At 61.0% G+C, this 14,365-nt stretch carries 16 protein-coding genes and 2 pseudogenes; 4 read left to right on the forward strand and 14 right to left on the reverse strand.

The features are described 5' to 3' along the window. Nucleotides 1-38 precede the first annotated feature (38 nt). Nucleotides 39-701 carry a FlhC family transcriptional regulator gene (locus tag AC23D4_RS19545; protein WP_472889226.1) on the reverse strand — a complete coding sequence of 221 codons (663 nt, stop codon included), beginning with the start codon at nt 699-701 and terminating at the stop codon, nt 39-41. Beyond that, entirely contained in the window at nt 702-1,016 is a 315-nt protein-coding gene (locus AC23D4_RS19550; RefSeq protein WP_162016981.1) for a hypothetical protein, read from the reverse strand. A gap of 253 nt (nt 1,017-1,269) precedes the next feature. On the opposite strand from AC23D4_RS19550, the gene AC23D4_RS19555 reads away from it, so the two are divergent. Beyond that, nucleotides 1,270-2,016 carry a S24 family peptidase gene (locus AC23D4_RS19555; RefSeq protein ID WP_242455379.1) on the forward strand — a complete coding sequence of 249 codons (747 nt, stop codon included), beginning with the start codon at nt 1,270-1,272 and terminating at the stop codon, nt 2,014-2,016. A gap of 68 nt (nt 2,017-2,084) precedes the next feature. On the opposite strand, the gene AC23D4_RS19560 is transcribed toward AC23D4_RS19555, so the two are convergent. From AC23D4_RS19560 to AC23D4_RS19580, 5 genes are all read right to left on the reverse strand, one after another. Next, complete coding sequence (locus AC23D4_RS19560) at nt 2,085-2,639, reverse strand: DUF932 domain-containing protein (RefSeq protein WP_472889227.1); 555 nt, start codon at nt 2,637-2,639, stop codon at nt 2,085-2,087. Further along, nucleotides 2,543-3,460, reverse strand: coding sequence for an ATP-binding protein (locus AC23D4_RS19565; protein ID WP_472889228.1), 918 nt, complete (start codon nt 3,458-3,460; stop codon nt 2,543-2,545). The genes AC23D4_RS19560 and AC23D4_RS19565 overlap by 97 nt, the downstream gene beginning before the upstream one ends. A 62-nt stretch (nt 3,461-3,522) precedes the next feature. Beyond that, nucleotides 3,523-3,852, reverse strand: a complete 330-nt coding sequence (locus AC23D4_RS19570; protein ID WP_162016977.1) for a hypothetical protein — start codon at nt 3,850-3,852, stop codon at nt 3,523-3,525. An 11-nt stretch (nt 3,853-3,863) separates the two neighbouring features. Further along, nucleotides 3,864-4,112 carry a hypothetical protein gene (locus AC23D4_RS19575; RefSeq protein WP_162016976.1) on the reverse strand — a complete coding sequence of 83 codons (249 nt, stop codon included), beginning with the start codon at nt 4,110-4,112 and terminating at the stop codon, nt 3,864-3,866. A gap of 73 nt (nt 4,113-4,185) precedes the next feature. After that, on the reverse strand, nt 4,186-4,788 hold the full coding sequence (locus AC23D4_RS19580) for a hypothetical protein (RefSeq protein WP_162016975.1): 603 nt from the start codon (nt 4,786-4,788) through the stop codon (nt 4,186-4,188). Between the two features lie 493 nt (nt 4,789-5,281). On the opposite strand from AC23D4_RS19580, the gene AC23D4_RS19585 reads away from it, so the two are divergent. From AC23D4_RS19585 to AC23D4_RS19595, 3 genes and pseudogenes are all read left to right on the forward strand, one after another. Then, nucleotides 5,282-6,055: a nucleotide exchange factor GrpE gene (locus AC23D4_RS19585; RefSeq protein ID WP_242455378.1), complete on the forward strand. Its 774-nt coding sequence runs from the start codon at nt 5,282-5,284 to the stop codon at nt 6,053-6,055. Between the two features lie 440 nt (nt 6,056-6,495). Beyond that, a complete protein-coding gene (locus AC23D4_RS19590; protein ID WP_162018120.1) occupies nt 6,496-6,735 on the forward strand; it encodes a helix-turn-helix transcriptional regulator in 240 nt (79 codons plus the stop codon). A 151-nt stretch (nt 6,736-6,886) separates the two neighbouring features. Then, nucleotides 6,887-7,969: pseudogene (locus AC23D4_RS19595) on the forward strand (Tn3 family transposase); the annotation flags it as partial. A 37-nt stretch (nt 7,970-8,006) separates the two neighbouring features. Here the strand turns inward: AC23D4_RS19595 and AC23D4_RS19600 are convergent. The 7 genes and pseudogenes from AC23D4_RS19600 to AC23D4_RS19630 all read right to left on the reverse strand — a co-directional run bounded on the left by AC23D4_RS19600 (nt 8,007) and on the right by AC23D4_RS19630 (nt 14,359). Beyond that, a protein-coding gene (locus AC23D4_RS19600; protein ID WP_472887725.1) for an IS3 family transposase occupies nt 8,007-9,094 on the reverse strand; the annotation gives its coding sequence in 2 pieces (ribosomal slippage) (nt 8,007-8,842 and nt 8,842-9,094; 1,089 coding nt in all). A gap of 340 nt (nt 9,095-9,434) precedes the next feature. Then, nucleotides 9,435-9,890: pseudogene (locus AC23D4_RS19605) on the reverse strand (DUF4158 domain-containing protein); the annotation flags it as partial. 144 nt (nt 9,891-10,034) lie between these two features. Continuing rightward, a complete protein-coding gene (locus tag AC23D4_RS19610) occupies nt 10,035-10,424 on the reverse strand; it encodes a PRC-barrel domain-containing protein (RefSeq protein ID WP_487623650.1) in 390 nt (129 codons plus the stop codon). Between the two features lie 144 nt (nt 10,425-10,568). After that, nucleotides 10,569-11,360 (reverse strand): phosphodiesterase, encoded by a 792-nt coding sequence (locus AC23D4_RS19615; RefSeq protein WP_487623651.1) that lies wholly within the window; start codon nt 11,358-11,360, stop codon nt 10,569-10,571. 15 nt (nt 11,361-11,375) lie between these two features. Then, a complete protein-coding gene (locus tag AC23D4_RS19620; protein WP_487623652.1) occupies nt 11,376-12,638 on the reverse strand; it encodes an ABC transporter substrate-binding protein in 1,263 nt (420 codons plus the stop codon). A gap of 18 nt (nt 12,639-12,656) precedes the next feature. Further along, nucleotides 12,657-13,442, reverse strand: coding sequence for a carbohydrate ABC transporter permease (locus tag AC23D4_RS19625; protein WP_199731507.1), 786 nt, complete (start codon nt 13,440-13,442; stop codon nt 12,657-12,659). A 44-nt stretch (nt 13,443-13,486) separates the two neighbouring features. Beyond that, entirely contained in the window at nt 13,487-14,359 is an 873-nt protein-coding gene (locus AC23D4_RS19630) for a carbohydrate ABC transporter permease (RefSeq protein ID WP_031942802.1), read from the reverse strand. Between the last annotated feature and the right edge of the window lie 6 nt (nt 14,360-14,365).

Raw genomic sequence — 14,365 nt, forward strand, 5'->3', positions numbered from 1 at the left:
CCTGTGCGGGCGGATGGAGATCCATTGTTCAGGGATGGCTATGGCTTGGCCGGTGGCAATGGGGCCGGAGTGACGGGGATTTCGCCATCGGGAGATGGGGATGCACCACGAATTGGGGCGAGGTGAACGATGATGTCCGCGGAAATTGGGGGTGGCACGACATACGACGTGATCAATCTTGGATCCCGGTCATACCGGTCCAGCAACTGGCAGAACGGGCAGGATCGTGATGCCGTATCCATGCCGCCAAGCGTGTCGAGGAACTCGCTGCCGCAACGGGGGCACGATGCCAGCTGAAAGCTCGCCGCCTTTGCTATCCATAGCCCTTCAGTATGGGCAGCAAGGTCGAAGGCGCGATCGAAGCTGATTCGCAACGGCTGCCGATGCATCGACTGGTAATAGCGGTACGCCTCCACGAGGGCTTCGGCCGCAGGGCATCCCAGTTGGCGCAGCCGACGGAAGTTGGCGACGATGACGGACGCTTCGATCCGGTGCAGCAGGTTCGCGCCGTGATACCACTCACGGGAGTCCGGTGCCCGGCCGCGTGGCGGAAGTACTTGCCCGCTGAAAAGCAGGTGCAACAGCTCCTGCGGACGCAGGCCGGTGAGGTGATGAATGGTCCGGATGCGCGCTCCTAGGCTGGCGCAGTCTCGGGCCAGCGCCAGCATCCGCAGGCGCTGGCCGACTTTGGTTCCCGGCATTCAGCGGGGCACCTGAATGGGATGCAGCGAAGGAGGGAAGGGCGGGCGCACTGCTGCGAGCGTGCCGGCCAATGCGGGCGGCGAGTCGATCAAGGCGAGAAAGTCGTTCCTGGGCACGAACAGCGAGGTGTCGCCGACCGCATGCACGAGAGACCAGATCTCGGAGGGCTGCATCGTACGCAGGCGCTCGGCCTGGGTGGTGTGCAGATGGAATTTGCGGCAGGTCTCCACCAAGTCTCGCTGCGCCCCCACGAGGATCACGTGGAGCAATTGCAGGTTGGTGGATTGCACATCGGACAGATGCAGGTGGCGCATGATCGGTTCCTCATATCCCTGTTGGGTGGCTCAACGATGTTTCACGACGTCCTCGGATCGGGTTGATGGGGCTTTTTGGGGTACAGCATATGCTGCGGGTTATGGAAAACCCCACATCAAAAGCTGCTAACGGACGACTGGCTGAACTCGCCACGGACAAATGACGGCTATGGCGACTGATTTCGCAATCGCGCACATCCGGTAACAAAAGTAGCAGTACAACACGCGGTTTCCGATAGGCAAGGAGACAAGCGTGACATCCACAAAAACTCCGGCGCGCTACCCCGCAAGGCATGTGCGTCCCCCTCGAAGGAACGGGCTTGTAGGTGGACAACGTGCCAGGGCTGGGCATGCAGGCCGCAATGCCGAAGAGGAGGGTGATCTCGACCTGGTTCCTGGTGTGCGCGACCGCCTGCATGCCAGACTAGTGGCCATGGGCATACCCGCCGCGAAGGAGGTTTCCTTTGTGGCCGGCATCACGCAGCGGGCGGCGCAGAGCGTGCGTCGTTGGTTTGACATCCAGGAGCCCGGGTTGCCGGATCTCGAATCCTTTGCGCGACTGTGCGTTGGCCTGGGGTGCAGCGCGGACGAGATCATCGGTGTCCTTCATCGCGAGGTGCGCGATTCCGATCACGGCACTCCAATTGTCCAAATGGCCAACTGCATTCGCGCGATCACCGATTCTCTGGTGTGGCGGGGTGAACTGGGAATTCCGATCCGTGTGCTTGGCGACGAGATGGCACCACGCTTGCGGACTGGGGACATCGTGTTTGTGAACACGGCCATCACCCGTATCGAAGGCAATGGGATATACGCGTTCACCCGCGACAACGAAGTTCTTATCCGCCGCGTTGACCAGCGGATTGACAAGAGCATCGTGCTCCAATGCGACAACAAGGCCTACCGGGATCATGAATGGACAGGGGCCGCTGCGGCCAAGCGTTCGGGCGTCAGTCTGCTTGGCAAGGTTCATGGCGGGATCAGCGTGCAGTTGTTCTGACGGAAAGTCGTTCAGATCAATGGCGGATTGCAGGAGGGATTGCCCCTCCTGCAGCCGCGACACGTTTATCAGGCGGCTTCGGCCAGTGGCTTCCACTCGGATGCCGACAACTCGATGAGCTTGCCGCCCAGCACCTCGAACTCGGTGGCTCGGTCGTAGTCCTCGACCTCCTGGCTGTAGTGGGTCACCGCGTTGACTAGGCCATAGCCCGACAGGTCACCTCCTGCCACCAGATGACGCAGCACGCCCGAGCGCTCCGCATCGTTGAGCGTGTAGCGCTGGGCCAGCACCTCCACGCTCTGCACAGGATTGCCAACGATCTGGATGCCCATGGTCCGCTGCATCTTGGCGGCGGCCTGCCGGAAGGTCACGTCGGACACGGCTGCCTGGACCACATCGCGCACCTTGAGGAAGAACGCCTTGTCGTCGGCGAGCAGGGTGTCGTCCTGGTAGACCGTGACACCTTCATCTTCCAGCGCCAGTGCGCGGCCCACATGGGTCTTGCGCAAGGTGCGGTCCGCCACGATCAGACCATTGCGGCACACGAGCCGGAACAGCAGGGGCTGCACCGACAGGGTGCCCTGCCCGACCTCGGAGTTCGAGATGGCGATGCCGGCCTGCACGATGTCTCCAACTGCGTGCGGGCCACCTCCAGCACCGTCCGCCAGGACTGCTTGAACTGGGCCTCGACCCGGCGCAACTGCTGGTCTGCGTCAATCAGCGTGTCCCTGTCGGGCAGGCGAGCCATGAACTGCTGCGGATCCAGGTGGACGACATTGATCTCGCCCGCGCTGTAGTACGTGGGCCGCTTGACGCAGAAGCCCTGGAGGAATACCAGCGAGTTCCGCGCGGCCTTGCCGCTGCGGTTGCCCGCGACGTGCACGGCGCCGATCGGCGTGGCCATGAACGGCAGGCGATCCTCGGCGTAGCGCCGTTCCAGCGACTGGCCATTGAAGACCACGTCGACGGGGAAGCCCTCGCACAGCTCCTCCATACGCTGCGCCAGGTCGGCGATGTCGACGCCGTGCAGTTCGATGACGGTCCCGCTGATCGCCTGTGTCGCGGTCTGGACCTCGAACGCTTCGCGCCGCAGCGCGGCGACCGTGTCGATGTCCACGCACCGGTCGCCCGAAAGGACCACGACGCGCGCCGCGGCGTACAGGCACTTCGTGAATCCGATCCCGAAGGGATGTTCCTGGGCGATGGTGTCGCCGTCCCAGCCGGACTCATGGAAGCTCAGCAGCTTCTGGAAGTCTTCGATGCCGAGCCCGTCGTCTTGCACGCGCAACATCTGCTTATCGACCTGGTGGTCGATGACGATGTGCAGCGCGCCCGCACGGCGGGCGTTCTGCAGCAGCTCGCTGACCAGCGTGAAGCGGTCGGTGAAGGCGTAGCGCTGGTTGCGTAGTGCGCCTTCTTCGTTGATGTGAACCTGGATCTTCATGGAGATCTCCTGAATGCCAGTGAACCTCCCACGAGGGCGGCCCGCTGACGGGGTGGTGGGTATCAGGCGCGTCCGCTCGTGTCGCGGGGCACCGATGCTGTGAACAGCTGGCCGCAGGCCAGCGCCTGGGCGAGGCCGTGTTCCTCGAACTCCCAGGGCAACAAGTGCCGACAGTCCAGGACTTGGCCGCGCGCGTCCAGGCGCTCGACCTTGAAGCCCAGCAGGTGCCAGTGCACCCGGTAGACCAGGCGGTCGGCGCCGGCGATCACGAAGCCCCGGCCGGCGCGGCCGGTCAGGATTTCGCTTTCCTTCACGAGGAACTCGATGTCGCCGAGATCGCGCACCGGAAGCAGGGCCTCCACGCGACGCGGCTGATGTGCGGTGTGTTGCATGGTTCGACTCCTCATTCGTGGTCCGGCACGCAGGCTGGTGCAGAGATGGATGCCGGTGCGCTACGGCGCACCGGCATCGGATCGACGAAAAACAGGGGCGCGTGCTCTGCCGTGGTACCGGGCGGCACAAAGCAGGGCGGTAGCGTTTCCTCGCGCATGGCTTCTTCCATGGCGATGGCATCCTGGTAGTCCAGGTGGCCGGTCAAGCCGTAGGCCACGAAGATCGCCAGGAGGCAGAGAACGTCCCTCCAATCGGTCATTGGTGGACTCCTTTCAAGGTTGCAGAGTGGGGCGGGGAGCGCTCCCTCGGTTGGGGGTGTCAGGCCGGAGCAGTCAGGCGAACAGATCGCCCTCGAGTGCGGTGCGCCTTATCGCTTCGTTGATCCACTGAGGGTTGCGGGCAAGTCGGGACTCGACCCATTCGGGGTGGTCAACGATGGCCTCGCGCACCCAGCTTGGGTAGCGCATCAGGGTTTCGCGTAGCCAGCTGTGCATGGCGCAGCGGATGACGTCCCGGACTTCTTCGACGTCGACCAAGCCGCAGTACGGCAGGGGCGACAAAGGGCTGCAGCCCACCACGCGAAGGCAGGACACGAAGCTGAACGGCTTGCGATCCTTCTCGCGCTCGGTGAACACCCAGCGCAGCGTGTCGAACTTCTCTTCGAGCGGTGTCTCGGGATCGGCCAGTCGACCGATCTCCTTGAGCAACCGCCAGTGCAGCAGCACGATGTCCTCCTCGCTCCATTCGACGGGAGCTCTGTCGTCTGTGGCGTCGAGCATCGCCGCAGCAGTTGCAGCCGGGACGATGTGTGCATTCCCCGTCTGCAGTCGTTCGAGCAGGACCTGGAAGACCGGTCGCTCGGCGTGCTCGCTTTCGGACATGATTCCGATCGGCGGGCAAGGACGGATCTCGGATGAGATGCTGTGGCTCAGCATGGTTGGCTCCTTGGGATAGCGGCAGGAGCCAACGCGCCTGTCTGGGGGCTGTTAGCCCCCAGGGGGTGGATGGATGAACGGATCCGTGTGGCGGATCGGGGATTTCAAGGCTGGCTTGGGCACGGATCGATGTGCCATGGGGCCGGTGCGCCAGCGACCGGCAGGGAGAAAGCTTTCGGCGCCAGGCCGAGGGCGTGACTGCCCCCAGGCTGGCCTCGAAAGCCGCCGACGGGAAGCATTGGGTAGAGACAGCGATCCAGAGCATGTCGCGCTCAGACCGTGCCGACGGAACTCCAGGGCTTGCCAGGGGTGCAGGGCCAGCTACTGCATGCCTCCCACGGTAGAGGCCGAACCCTTATGCGTCAATGCCCGAAGCGCCATCAGTCTGCCCCGATGCCGAAAGCAGCCTGACTTCGTGGCCGTTTCGCGTGGCGATGCGCCAAGGTCTTGCCGATCATTTCTCCGAAGCTCGTTGTACCAGGAGAAGATGACTATGGCTGACCTCGATTTCGTCAAGCACGACCAGGGGGGTGTCAATGCCCGCATCCTTGCCCGGGAAACCAAAGCCGACTTCCGGCGAGTGGAGGCTGCGAGCCTGAAAATTAAGGCCAGCTTTGCGAGCGCCGAGGGGAAGCGCCTGTTCATCCGGTACTTCAATACCTTTCAGCTGGGCATCCATTTCATCTCGGTGATCTCGCGAACCAAGCTCAATCATGAAGATGTCGCGAAAGTAGAAGGGCTCATTCGCGAGCAGATGGACAAAGTTGCCGAGCAACTGAACCAGGCTATTGATGGCGCGGAGGCGCTCTTCAAGGCCAACGGCATTACCAGTGTCGCTACATATGACACGATTGCCTTGGAGTTGGAGGTCGGTGTGTTGTCTTCGAGTAGCCGCAGATATCTGGAGATCTTGGGCAAGCTTGATCAACTGATGCCTTTGCTGCAGACCCTGGAAATCCATGAGGTCATCACCACGCAGGCAGTCGACATCGAGCGGGCTGCGCTCAAGCGCCGCGTGCGTGACGTAGCGAACGGCGCGCGAAACCTTGCTGGCCGGTTGCGACGGGAGATGAACGCTCTGGACGCTCGAAAGAGCGCGGTCGTGTCTATTGCCGCGGATGTGGCGCAACTTTCCGGCAACGAAGTCGATGGTGGTAGCGCGAAGGCAGTTCCCGGCGCTGAGGATAGTGCAAGCAGGGGCTTCGCCGATGGCACTCAGACGGTAGAGATGCCCGAGGATGACGCCGTCTCAGCACGTTCCGTGTAGTACTACTGCATCTCCACGCGAAAACACGCGCTTGCGCCGTCGATTGTTCGCGAGGCGTTCGGCCCAAGACGCACAGCAGGCAAGTGCGGAGTAGAGTTTCATTGAAGGGTGTGCGATCGCATCGTCGCTCATCTTCTGTCCGGCTTGCCGTACGCGTCGCAGTCGTTACCTGCCTGCTGGTTCAATTTAGAAACACTTAGCATAGAACTCGGTCTCAGATTTTGGGCCGTTGCGGCAACGTGACCCTGCCATTCTGACGTGGCGCTTCGATGCGCGACTGCACGTCGGTGTACACATCATCCTCTAGCCGATTGGAACGCCGGCTGAAGGGAAAGGAAGTTCTGCGTTCCTCGGCAGCGGATTTCTTTCAGACCACATCCGCTGCGACAGAGCTGGTCATGCCCTCGCCTCTTGGACGTCTATCCAGGAAAGGAATGATCATGCAAGACACGTCATCTTTACCGCCCGGCCTTACATCCGAGCAACATGGTGAATCGCTGGTGCTGCCTACCAGCGGCTTTGTGCGACAGAAACTGTTGCTTCACTTTATCCCGTTCTCCAAGTCGACTCTTTGGCGCCAAGTCAATGCAGGCCTGTTTCCTGCGCCTGTTCCTATCTCACCCGGAATCACTGCATGGCGTGCAGAGGAGGTTCGTCGTTGGATAGCGGAGAGGAGGTAGGGGTCTCCTCGTTTTCAGTGCAATAAGTGACGGTACGCAAAGCTAGCACTGGCGCGGGGGTGGTCTGGGTAGACCGTTGATTTCATTGACTTTCCTGTTCGCTTTGTAAACGGGTATGGTGGCCTCCCACTTTTGAGGTTCACGATGCAGGGTTGACGCCCAGGTGCGCTTTAGCTGGATCATGCTCGGACGTGAGCCGCGCTCTACCGACGAGCTGCTGATGGTCTATGCCGGCATCATGGCCCACGGCACCAGTCTGACTGCGGTCGAATGCGCGCGCATGATTCCGCAATTGTCTGCCACCAGCATTCGCCAGGCCATGCGCTGGGCGCGGGACGAACGGCGTCTGAGCCAGGCCTGCCAGGCTGTGCTGGAATTCATGCAGCGACACCCGATTGCCGCCACCTGGGGGCGGTCCGATTTGGCATCTTCTGACATGATGAGCATGGAGACCACCAAACGGGTGTGGCAAGCCCGGCTTGATCCTCGGCGCAACACACCTTCCATTGGAATCTACTCCCATGTAAAAGACCGGTGGGGCATCTTCCATGCGCAGCCCTTTGTGCTCAATGAGCGCCAGGCGGGCGTGGCCATTGAAGGTGTCATCCGCCAAGAAAAGCTGGAGACCAGCCAGCTTGCTGTGGATACCCATGGCTACACCGACTTTGCCATGTCACATGCCCGTTTGCTTGGTTTTGATCTTTGCCCGCGGTTGAAGGAACTCAAACAGCGCCACCTCTTTGTGCCACGCGGCACCAAAGTGCCCGCAGAAATCGCTGCGGTGTGCGAAGCCAATGTCGACGTCGCTTTGATCGAAAAGCATTGGGATAGTCTGGTGCACCTGGCAGCCTCGGTCATGAGCGGACATGCCAGTGCGGTGGCAGCTCTTGCGCGGTTCGGTTCTGCCGCCCAGGGCGATCCAATCTATGAGGCTGGCGTGCAATTGGGGCGGTTGCTGCGTACGGCGTTTTTGGCTGACTACTTTGTCAAGGACGCTTTCAGGAACGAGTTGCGCCGGGTGCTCAATCGGGGCGAGGCTGTTAACGCCCTCAAGCGCGCCATTTATACCGGCCGGATCAGCCCGGCGCAGGCCAAACGTGTCGATGAAATGCAGGCTGTGGCCGATGCGTTGAGCCTGATGGCCAACATCGTGATGGCGTGGAATACCTCACAGATGCAGGCGGTCCTGGATCGCTGGTCGAACCGCCGCCAGGTCATTCCACCGGAACTGGTAATCCCCCCAATTTCCACAGTCCGCAGAAGTAGAACGGTTATGCAGCCATGGCCAGATGCTGCTTTGGGGTGAATCCGCCCAGGGCCATGTTCGGGCGGTCGTGATTGTAGGACCACATCCATTGCGTGGCGAAGTCCTGAACCTCTTCAAGGCTTGACCAGTGATACTGGGATAACCATTCGTATCGCACCGTCCGGTTGAACCGCTCAACGTAGGCGTTTTGCTGCGGCTTACCAGGCTGGATGTATTCGATCTGGATGCCCCATTCACTGGCCCAGTTCTGAATGGTGCCGCTGATGTTCTCCGGCCCGTTGTCGCAACGAATCACCAGCGGCTTGCCTCGCCAGGCAATGATCTGCTTCAGCGCCCGGATCACCCGCTCACTGGGCAGCGAGAAGTCCACCTCAATGCCAAGCGCCTCACGGTTGAAGTCGTCGATCACGTTGAACAAGCGCAGATTCCTGCCGTCCTCCAGCCTGTCGTGCATGAAGTCCATGGACCAGACCTGATTGATAGCCTGCGGCACGGCCAATGGTTGCGGCTTCTCCCGCATCAGCCGCTTGCGTGGCTTGATGCGCAGGTTGAGCTCCAGCTCGCGGTAAATGCGGTAGACCCGTTTGTGGTTCCAGCCAAAATTCTTCACGTTGCGCAGGTACAGGTAGCACAGGCCGAATCCCCAGTTGCGGTGGTTGTCCGTCAGGCGCATCAGCCAGTTGGCAATCTCCTCGTTCTCGGCGTTTTGTTTGCACTCGTAGCGGTAGCAGGATTCACTGATCGAGAACACCGCACAGGCGACTCGTATGGCGACGGCACGCTGCTGCACGACTTCCTTGGCCATCTCGCGCCGACGAGATGGCCGTGTTACTTTTTTGCGAGGTACTCGTTGGCGATTTCAGCCTTGAGCTTCTCCTCCAGATACATCTTCCTGAGGCGCCGGTTCTCGTCTTCAAGCTCCTTCATGCGGGCCATCATGGAGGTGTCCATACCGCCGAACTTGGCACGCCACTTGTAAAAAGTAGCGGTACTGATCCCCACCTCCCGGCAGATCTCTGGCACCGCCAGACCGGCCTCAACTCGCTTCAAGGCAGCCATGATCTGGCTGTCGGTAAATCTCGACTTCTTCACGTAGAACTTCCTTCTTGGAAAATTCTACTTCTGGGAACTTTGGTTTTTCGGGGGGATTACCAACTGATCGGGAAGATTGCGCCCACCAGGCTGGAGAGCATCAACTTGCGGGGTGTGTTTCGCTTCCCGGTTGACCGCTATGCTGACCAAATCCTGCCTTCGCGGCCAAATGCATCGATAACTGGCACCAATGGATGAAACCGACCACGGTTTGACGCCACGAATCGCAGATTTGAAAGTGAACAGGAAAGTCAATGAAATCAACGATCTACCAACACCACCTCCGCGCCAGTGCTAGCTTTTCGTACCGTCACTTATTGCACTGAAAACGAGGAGACCCCTTGTACAGCCATTGACGCGCCCGCACGAGTAGCTGATCGCGGTCGGCGCAGCGCGCCACTTCGTCGCGCAGTTCACGTACCAGTGAGCGGCGCTGGTGCTCGCTCATCCACTGGAATCCAAGGACCGTGCAGGCTACTTGTTGGTGATCGAATAGCGTGCGCCCGCGTTCATACATGGCTCTCAGCGAGGCGACTTCTGGTGCTGCAATGCCAAGCTCGTTGCCAAGGTGGCGCCACAAGGCTACTGGAATTACCCGAAAGGCACCGAGCAAACGCCCACTCATGCGCAGGAAACCAATATGGAGCGCCAGACCAAGCTTGTGGGAATCACCTCGGCGTGCATTGATTGCGTCGCGCTCGGCACCATCGAAGGTGAAAAATGCCTTCATCTCGAAGTCGCTGATATCGCGGGGGAGCCCACGCATCCCCAAAAACGTTGTGTGCCAACCCTGCATCGTGAACCTCAAAAGTGGGAGGCCACCATACCCGTTTACAAAGCGAACAGGAAAGTCAATGAAATCAACGGTCTACCCAGACCACCCCCGCGCCAGTGCTAGCTTTGCGTACCGTCACTTATTGCACTGAAAACGAGGAGACCCCTAGTTGAAGGGCGCCAACGCCTTCAGTGCCTCCTTGGTGGCGCCCGGCATCACGATCTTGCCGGCCTCGTCGCGAATCTGCGCGATCGGCACGGCCACGTCGTGCTGTCCCAGGCCCACGAACCCACCCGCACCGATGATGACGTACGACACGTTGCGCTCGGGGTCGATGATCAGGTCTTGCACCTTTCCGATCTTGGTGCCTGCATCGTTGTAGACCGTCTTGCCGAGAATCCCCTTCTTCACGCTCCATCCAAGTGCGAGGTGATCGGTCTCGGTGATGGTGACACCGATGGTGGTCGTGGAACCTGCGACCTGGGCGGTAGCGGCGGTCAGTGTCGTGAGCATGCCGGCAATGCCGAGCGCTGCGAACAGGAGAGTTTTCTTCATGGACTTCTTTCGTTGGTTGAGATGCTTCAACGCGGTTTTACAAAGCCATGAAGCGTGGGTCTGTGCGCTGGCGCACTGCAACGTCCAAGGCGCCAGCTTCGGTTGCTGGCCGTTGACGCTGAGCATGCCGGCCCTGTATTTGGGCTATGCGCCCAACCAGAATCGCTCGCTGCGATCGAGAAAGTCATGCAGGTGCACGAGCACCGAATCCTCGTCGAGCAGCACGACGCCGTACTGTGGCGGCTCGAAGCTGCCCGGGATGTCTTCCGATTCCCGAAGGTGCAGCGCCACCTGGTGGTTGGTTCCGCGCAATGTCGAGAACGGGATGCCGCGCCAGGTGCCCGAGATGGGCCGGTGGATGTGGCCGAAGAACAGGTGCTTGATGCGATGCGCGTGGCCCTTCAGTGCTGTCAGCAACCATTCGTTGTCGACCAATCCGATTCGATCCGCGACCGGGATGCCAAGGTGGAATGCCGGATGATGCATGAACAGGAGCACCGGTGAATCATCCTCCGCCAAGCGCTGGGAAAGCCAGTTTGCCCGTTGCTCGCAGAAGACGCCGCAATGCGTTCCCGGTTCGTTGGTATCCAGAAACAGACCCCTGAACCTCCCGATGGCCTGCTCGTACTGGACGAACCCATTGCTGTCCACCGGCACCTGTGGGAAGCGCTCGCGGAAGTTGGTCCGGCTGTCGTGGTTGCCGAGAATCAGATGAACCGGCATTGGCAACCGCGCGCATTGCTCCGACAGCTGGCGGTAGGCGTCCGGGTGCCCGACATGTGCGAGGTCGCCCGTGATCACGCAAGACGCTGCGTCCGCGTGCTCGGCGATCACGCTGTCGATGCAGCGCTCGAACCGTTTGCCGGGGTCATGGCCGTAGAGGGCGCGACCCTGCTCGACAAGATGAATGTCCGTGATGTGGATGAACTTGTGCATGGTCGTGCCTTGCACTCAGCGCGGCAGCAATGCCTGGACGGCCTTGCTCATCTCGCTAAGGGCAACGGCGGGTTGCACCTCTTGCGAAACCACGGTCTGGAGGTGATCCTTGATTACGTCGGTAATCTTGAAGCCGTTGTCACCCGGAAACGCGTACGTGCCGGTGAGTACCGGCATCTGCGCGATGGCGGTCAGATGATTGGGGTTTGCCTTGTAGAAGGGCGCAAGCAGGTTCGGGTCGGTCGCTGGCAACGTGTTGGCCGGGAAGTAGCCGGTTGCCTTGACCATGGTCGTCGCGCCCAGCGGGCCGGTGGCGAACTTGATGTATTCCCAAGCAGCGGCCTGCTTGGCAGGATCCTTGGAAAACATCATCGCTGCATTGCCGCCGGCCGGCAGTCGGCCGTCCTTGGCAACGGGCATGCGGGCGGTACGAATCTCGAACTTGCCTCCCACCTGCTTCGTGATGCTGCCCAGGCGCGCAGTGGTTGTCGCCAGTACCGCGAGCTTGCCGCTCACGAAGTCCTGCGAGGCGGCCGAATAGGAGATGTTGCGCATCTCACCCTGCTTGACGAGCTGTTCTAGTGTCTGGATGGCGGCCTTGCCTGCGGGGCCGTCGAAGGCCACCTTCTTCTCGTCGGCGGTCAACATGGTGCCGCCGTTGCTGAAGACCAGCGCCTGCCACATCCAGTTGCCCGTGATGTCCCACTCGACGTGAAGGCTCTCGGTGCCGGGCGTTGCCGCCTTCGACTTTTTGGCCGCGTTCATGATGGCATCCCAGTTCATGGGAAAGCGATCGGGCTCCACGCCCGCCTTGCGCATCAGGTCGGCGTTGTAGTAGATGACGGGTGTAGACAGCGCGAAGCCGATGCCGACCTGCTGACCCTTGACTTGCCCCAGTGAAAGCAACGCTTGGTCGTAACCCATCCCCGCCCAGCCCTTCTCCGCCTTGATGAAGGGCGTCAGGTCGACAGCGAGCCCACGGTCGGCAAACACGCGCAGACGATGGAGGCCCTGATAAGACACATCGGGGAGCTGGCCCGTGACGGCCTGGCGCAGAACCTGTTGTGCCGCGACCTCGTAGTCAGACGTGGGCGCACGGAACGTGACCTTGTACTGGGGGAACTTCGCCATGAAGTCTTTTGCGATTGATTCATGGACCTCTTTGAAGAGATCAGCGTACGCGTAGTCGATCACGATCTCAGTCGGTTGCTGAGCCTGTGCCAGGCCGGTGGTCATTAACACGGCCAGTGCGGCGGTTTTCTTAAACAGTTGTTTCATTGCTTGATTCCTTGCGGTTTAACCTTTGACGCCGGTGAGCGTCACACCTTCGATGAAGCGCTTTTGCGCGACGACGAACAACAGCACCAGCGGCGCCGTGATCAGCACCGTGCCGGCCATCAGCGGACCGAACGCGCTGCCTGCTTCCTCATTGCGGAAGAACATGGTTCCCAACGGCGGCGTCGCCAGATGGGGTGAATTGATGACCAGCAGTGGCCAGAAGTAGTCGTTCCAATGCCAGACCACCGAGAAGATCGAGAACGCCAGCAAGGCAGGCATGGCCGTGGGCAGCATCACGCGCCAGACGATCTCCAACTCACCCATGCCGTCGAGCCGCGCGGCGTGGATCAGGTCGTCGGGCACGGTGCGAAAGAACTGCCGCATCAGGAAGATGCCGAACGCGGACACGCTGAAAGGCAGGATGAGCGCGGCCATCGAGTCGAGCAGACCGGCGTGATACAGCATTACGTAGAGGGGGATGGCCGTGGCTTGGTATGGCACCATGAGCGCCAGCATCACCAAGCGCCAAGCCCACGGCTTGCCACGGAACGACAGCTTGGCAAAGGCGTAGGCGGCAGGCAGTGCCACCAGGATCTGCAGCACCAGGATGCCCGCGCAGACGAGCACGCCATTCCACAGGTAGCGCAGCAAGGGGACCTTGGTTAGCGCGAGGGTGTAGTTCTCCACTGCAGCGAAGCGCGTCGGAAAAAGATGAATCTCGCTGCCGAAGATTTCGTCGGCAGGCTTGAGCGAGGTCAGCACCATCCAGATGAACGGCATCAGGAAGACCAGGGCCACGACCATCAGCACCACGTGGCGAAGAATCCGAAAGGAAGGGGAAAGACGTTTCATGCGTAGTGCGTCCTGCGCTCCAGCGCGGCGTGCTGGATCTGGGTCAAGAGGAAGATGCCTGCAATGAAGACGACCGTCATGGCGCTGGCGTAGCCCATGCGGAAGAAGCTGAAACCTTCGGTGTAGATCGTGTGGAGCAGCACCTCGGTGGCCTTGTTCGGCCCGCCCTTCGTGAGCACATGCACGGTGTCGAAGACCTGCAGGGCGCGGATGGCGCACACGGTGATGACGAACAGGGTGGTGGGGCCCAGCAACGGCCAGGTGACGAAGCGGAATCGATCGAAGGGGCGCTCGATGCCGTCGAGTTCCGCCGCATCGCGCACGTCGCGGGGGATTCCTTGCAGCCCGGCCAGGAAGAACACCAGGGCAAGCCCCGACATCTGCCAGATGCCGATCGCGGCGAGCGAGTACAGCGCGAGGTGGCGGTCGTTGAGCCAGTTCTGGGGTGCGACGCCGACCTGCTGGAGCAGGTGATTGACGAGCCCGGCGCTCGGATGCAGCAGGAACTCCCACACGAACGCCATTGCGATCAGCGTCGATGCGGCCGGCATGAAAAAGGCTGTGCGGTAGAAGCCGCGTCCCGATCGATCGGATTCGATCAACAAGGCGAGGCTCAGGCCCAGCGTGATCGATCCCCCGGTGACCAGGACGAGGTAGACAAGGGTGTTGGCCACAGACTTGCGGAACACCGCGTCCGACCAGAGTTCGGCGTAGTTCTGCAGGCCGACCCAGTTCAGGGTGGTGGCGCCGAACTGCCAATCGGTCAGCGACATCAGAAATACGGCAAGGACGGGTATGAACAGCAGAAGCGTCGCAAGAAGGCCCGCGGGCGCGAGAAGTGAAACGGTGGAAAGAGGATGGGCGCGCATGCTCGG

This window comes from Hydrogenophaga sp. L76 (genome assembly GCF_057654755.1).

Excerpts from the sequence above, each read along its gene's own strand:
- AC23D4_RS19585 (WP_242455378.1), top strand. The coding sequence starts at position 5,282 with ATGGCTGACCTCGATTTCGTCAAGCACGACCAGGGGGGTGTCAATGCC.
- AC23D4_RS19580 (WP_162016975.1), bottom strand. The coding sequence starts at position 4,788 with ATGCTGAGCCACAGCATCTCATCCGAGATCCGTCCTTGCCCGCCGATC.
- AC23D4_RS19550 (WP_162016981.1), bottom strand. The coding sequence starts at position 1,016 with ATGCGCCACCTGCATCTGTCCGATGTGCAATCCACCAACCTGCAATTG.
- AC23D4_RS19625 (WP_199731507.1), bottom strand. The coding sequence starts at position 13,442 with ATGGTCGTGGCCCTGGTCTTCCTGATGCCGTTCATCTGGATGGTGCTG.
- AC23D4_RS19575 (WP_162016976.1), bottom strand. The coding sequence starts at position 4,112 with ATGACCGATTGGAGGGACGTTCTCTGCCTCCTGGCGATCTTCGTGGCC.
- AC23D4_RS19615 (WP_487623651.1), bottom strand. The coding sequence starts at position 11,360 with ATGCACAAGTTCATCCACATCACGGACATTCATCTTGTCGAGCAGGGT.
- AC23D4_RS19590 (WP_162018120.1), top strand. The coding sequence starts at position 6,496 with ATGCAAGACACGTCATCTTTACCGCCCGGCCTTACATCCGAGCAACAT.
- AC23D4_RS19620 (WP_487623652.1), bottom strand. The coding sequence starts at position 12,638 with ATGAAACAACTGTTTAAGAAAACCGCCGCACTGGCCGTGTTAATGACC.
- AC23D4_RS19545 (WP_472889226.1), bottom strand. The coding sequence starts at position 701 with ATGCCGGGAACCAAAGTCGGCCAGCGCCTGCGGATGCTGGCGCTGGCC.
- AC23D4_RS19610 (WP_487623650.1), bottom strand. The coding sequence starts at position 10,424 with ATGAAGAAAACTCTCCTGTTCGCAGCGCTCGGCATTGCCGGCATGCTC.
- AC23D4_RS19565 (WP_472889228.1), bottom strand. The coding sequence starts at position 3,460 with ATGAAGATCCAGGTTCACATCAACGAAGAAGGCGCACTACGCAACCAG.
- AC23D4_RS19570 (WP_162016977.1), bottom strand. The coding sequence starts at position 3,852 with ATGCAACACACCGCACATCAGCCGCGTCGCGTGGAGGCCCTGCTTCCG.
- AC23D4_RS19630 (WP_031942802.1), bottom strand. The coding sequence starts at position 14,359 with ATGCGCGCCCATCCTCTTTCCACCGTTTCACTTCTCGCGCCCGCGGGC.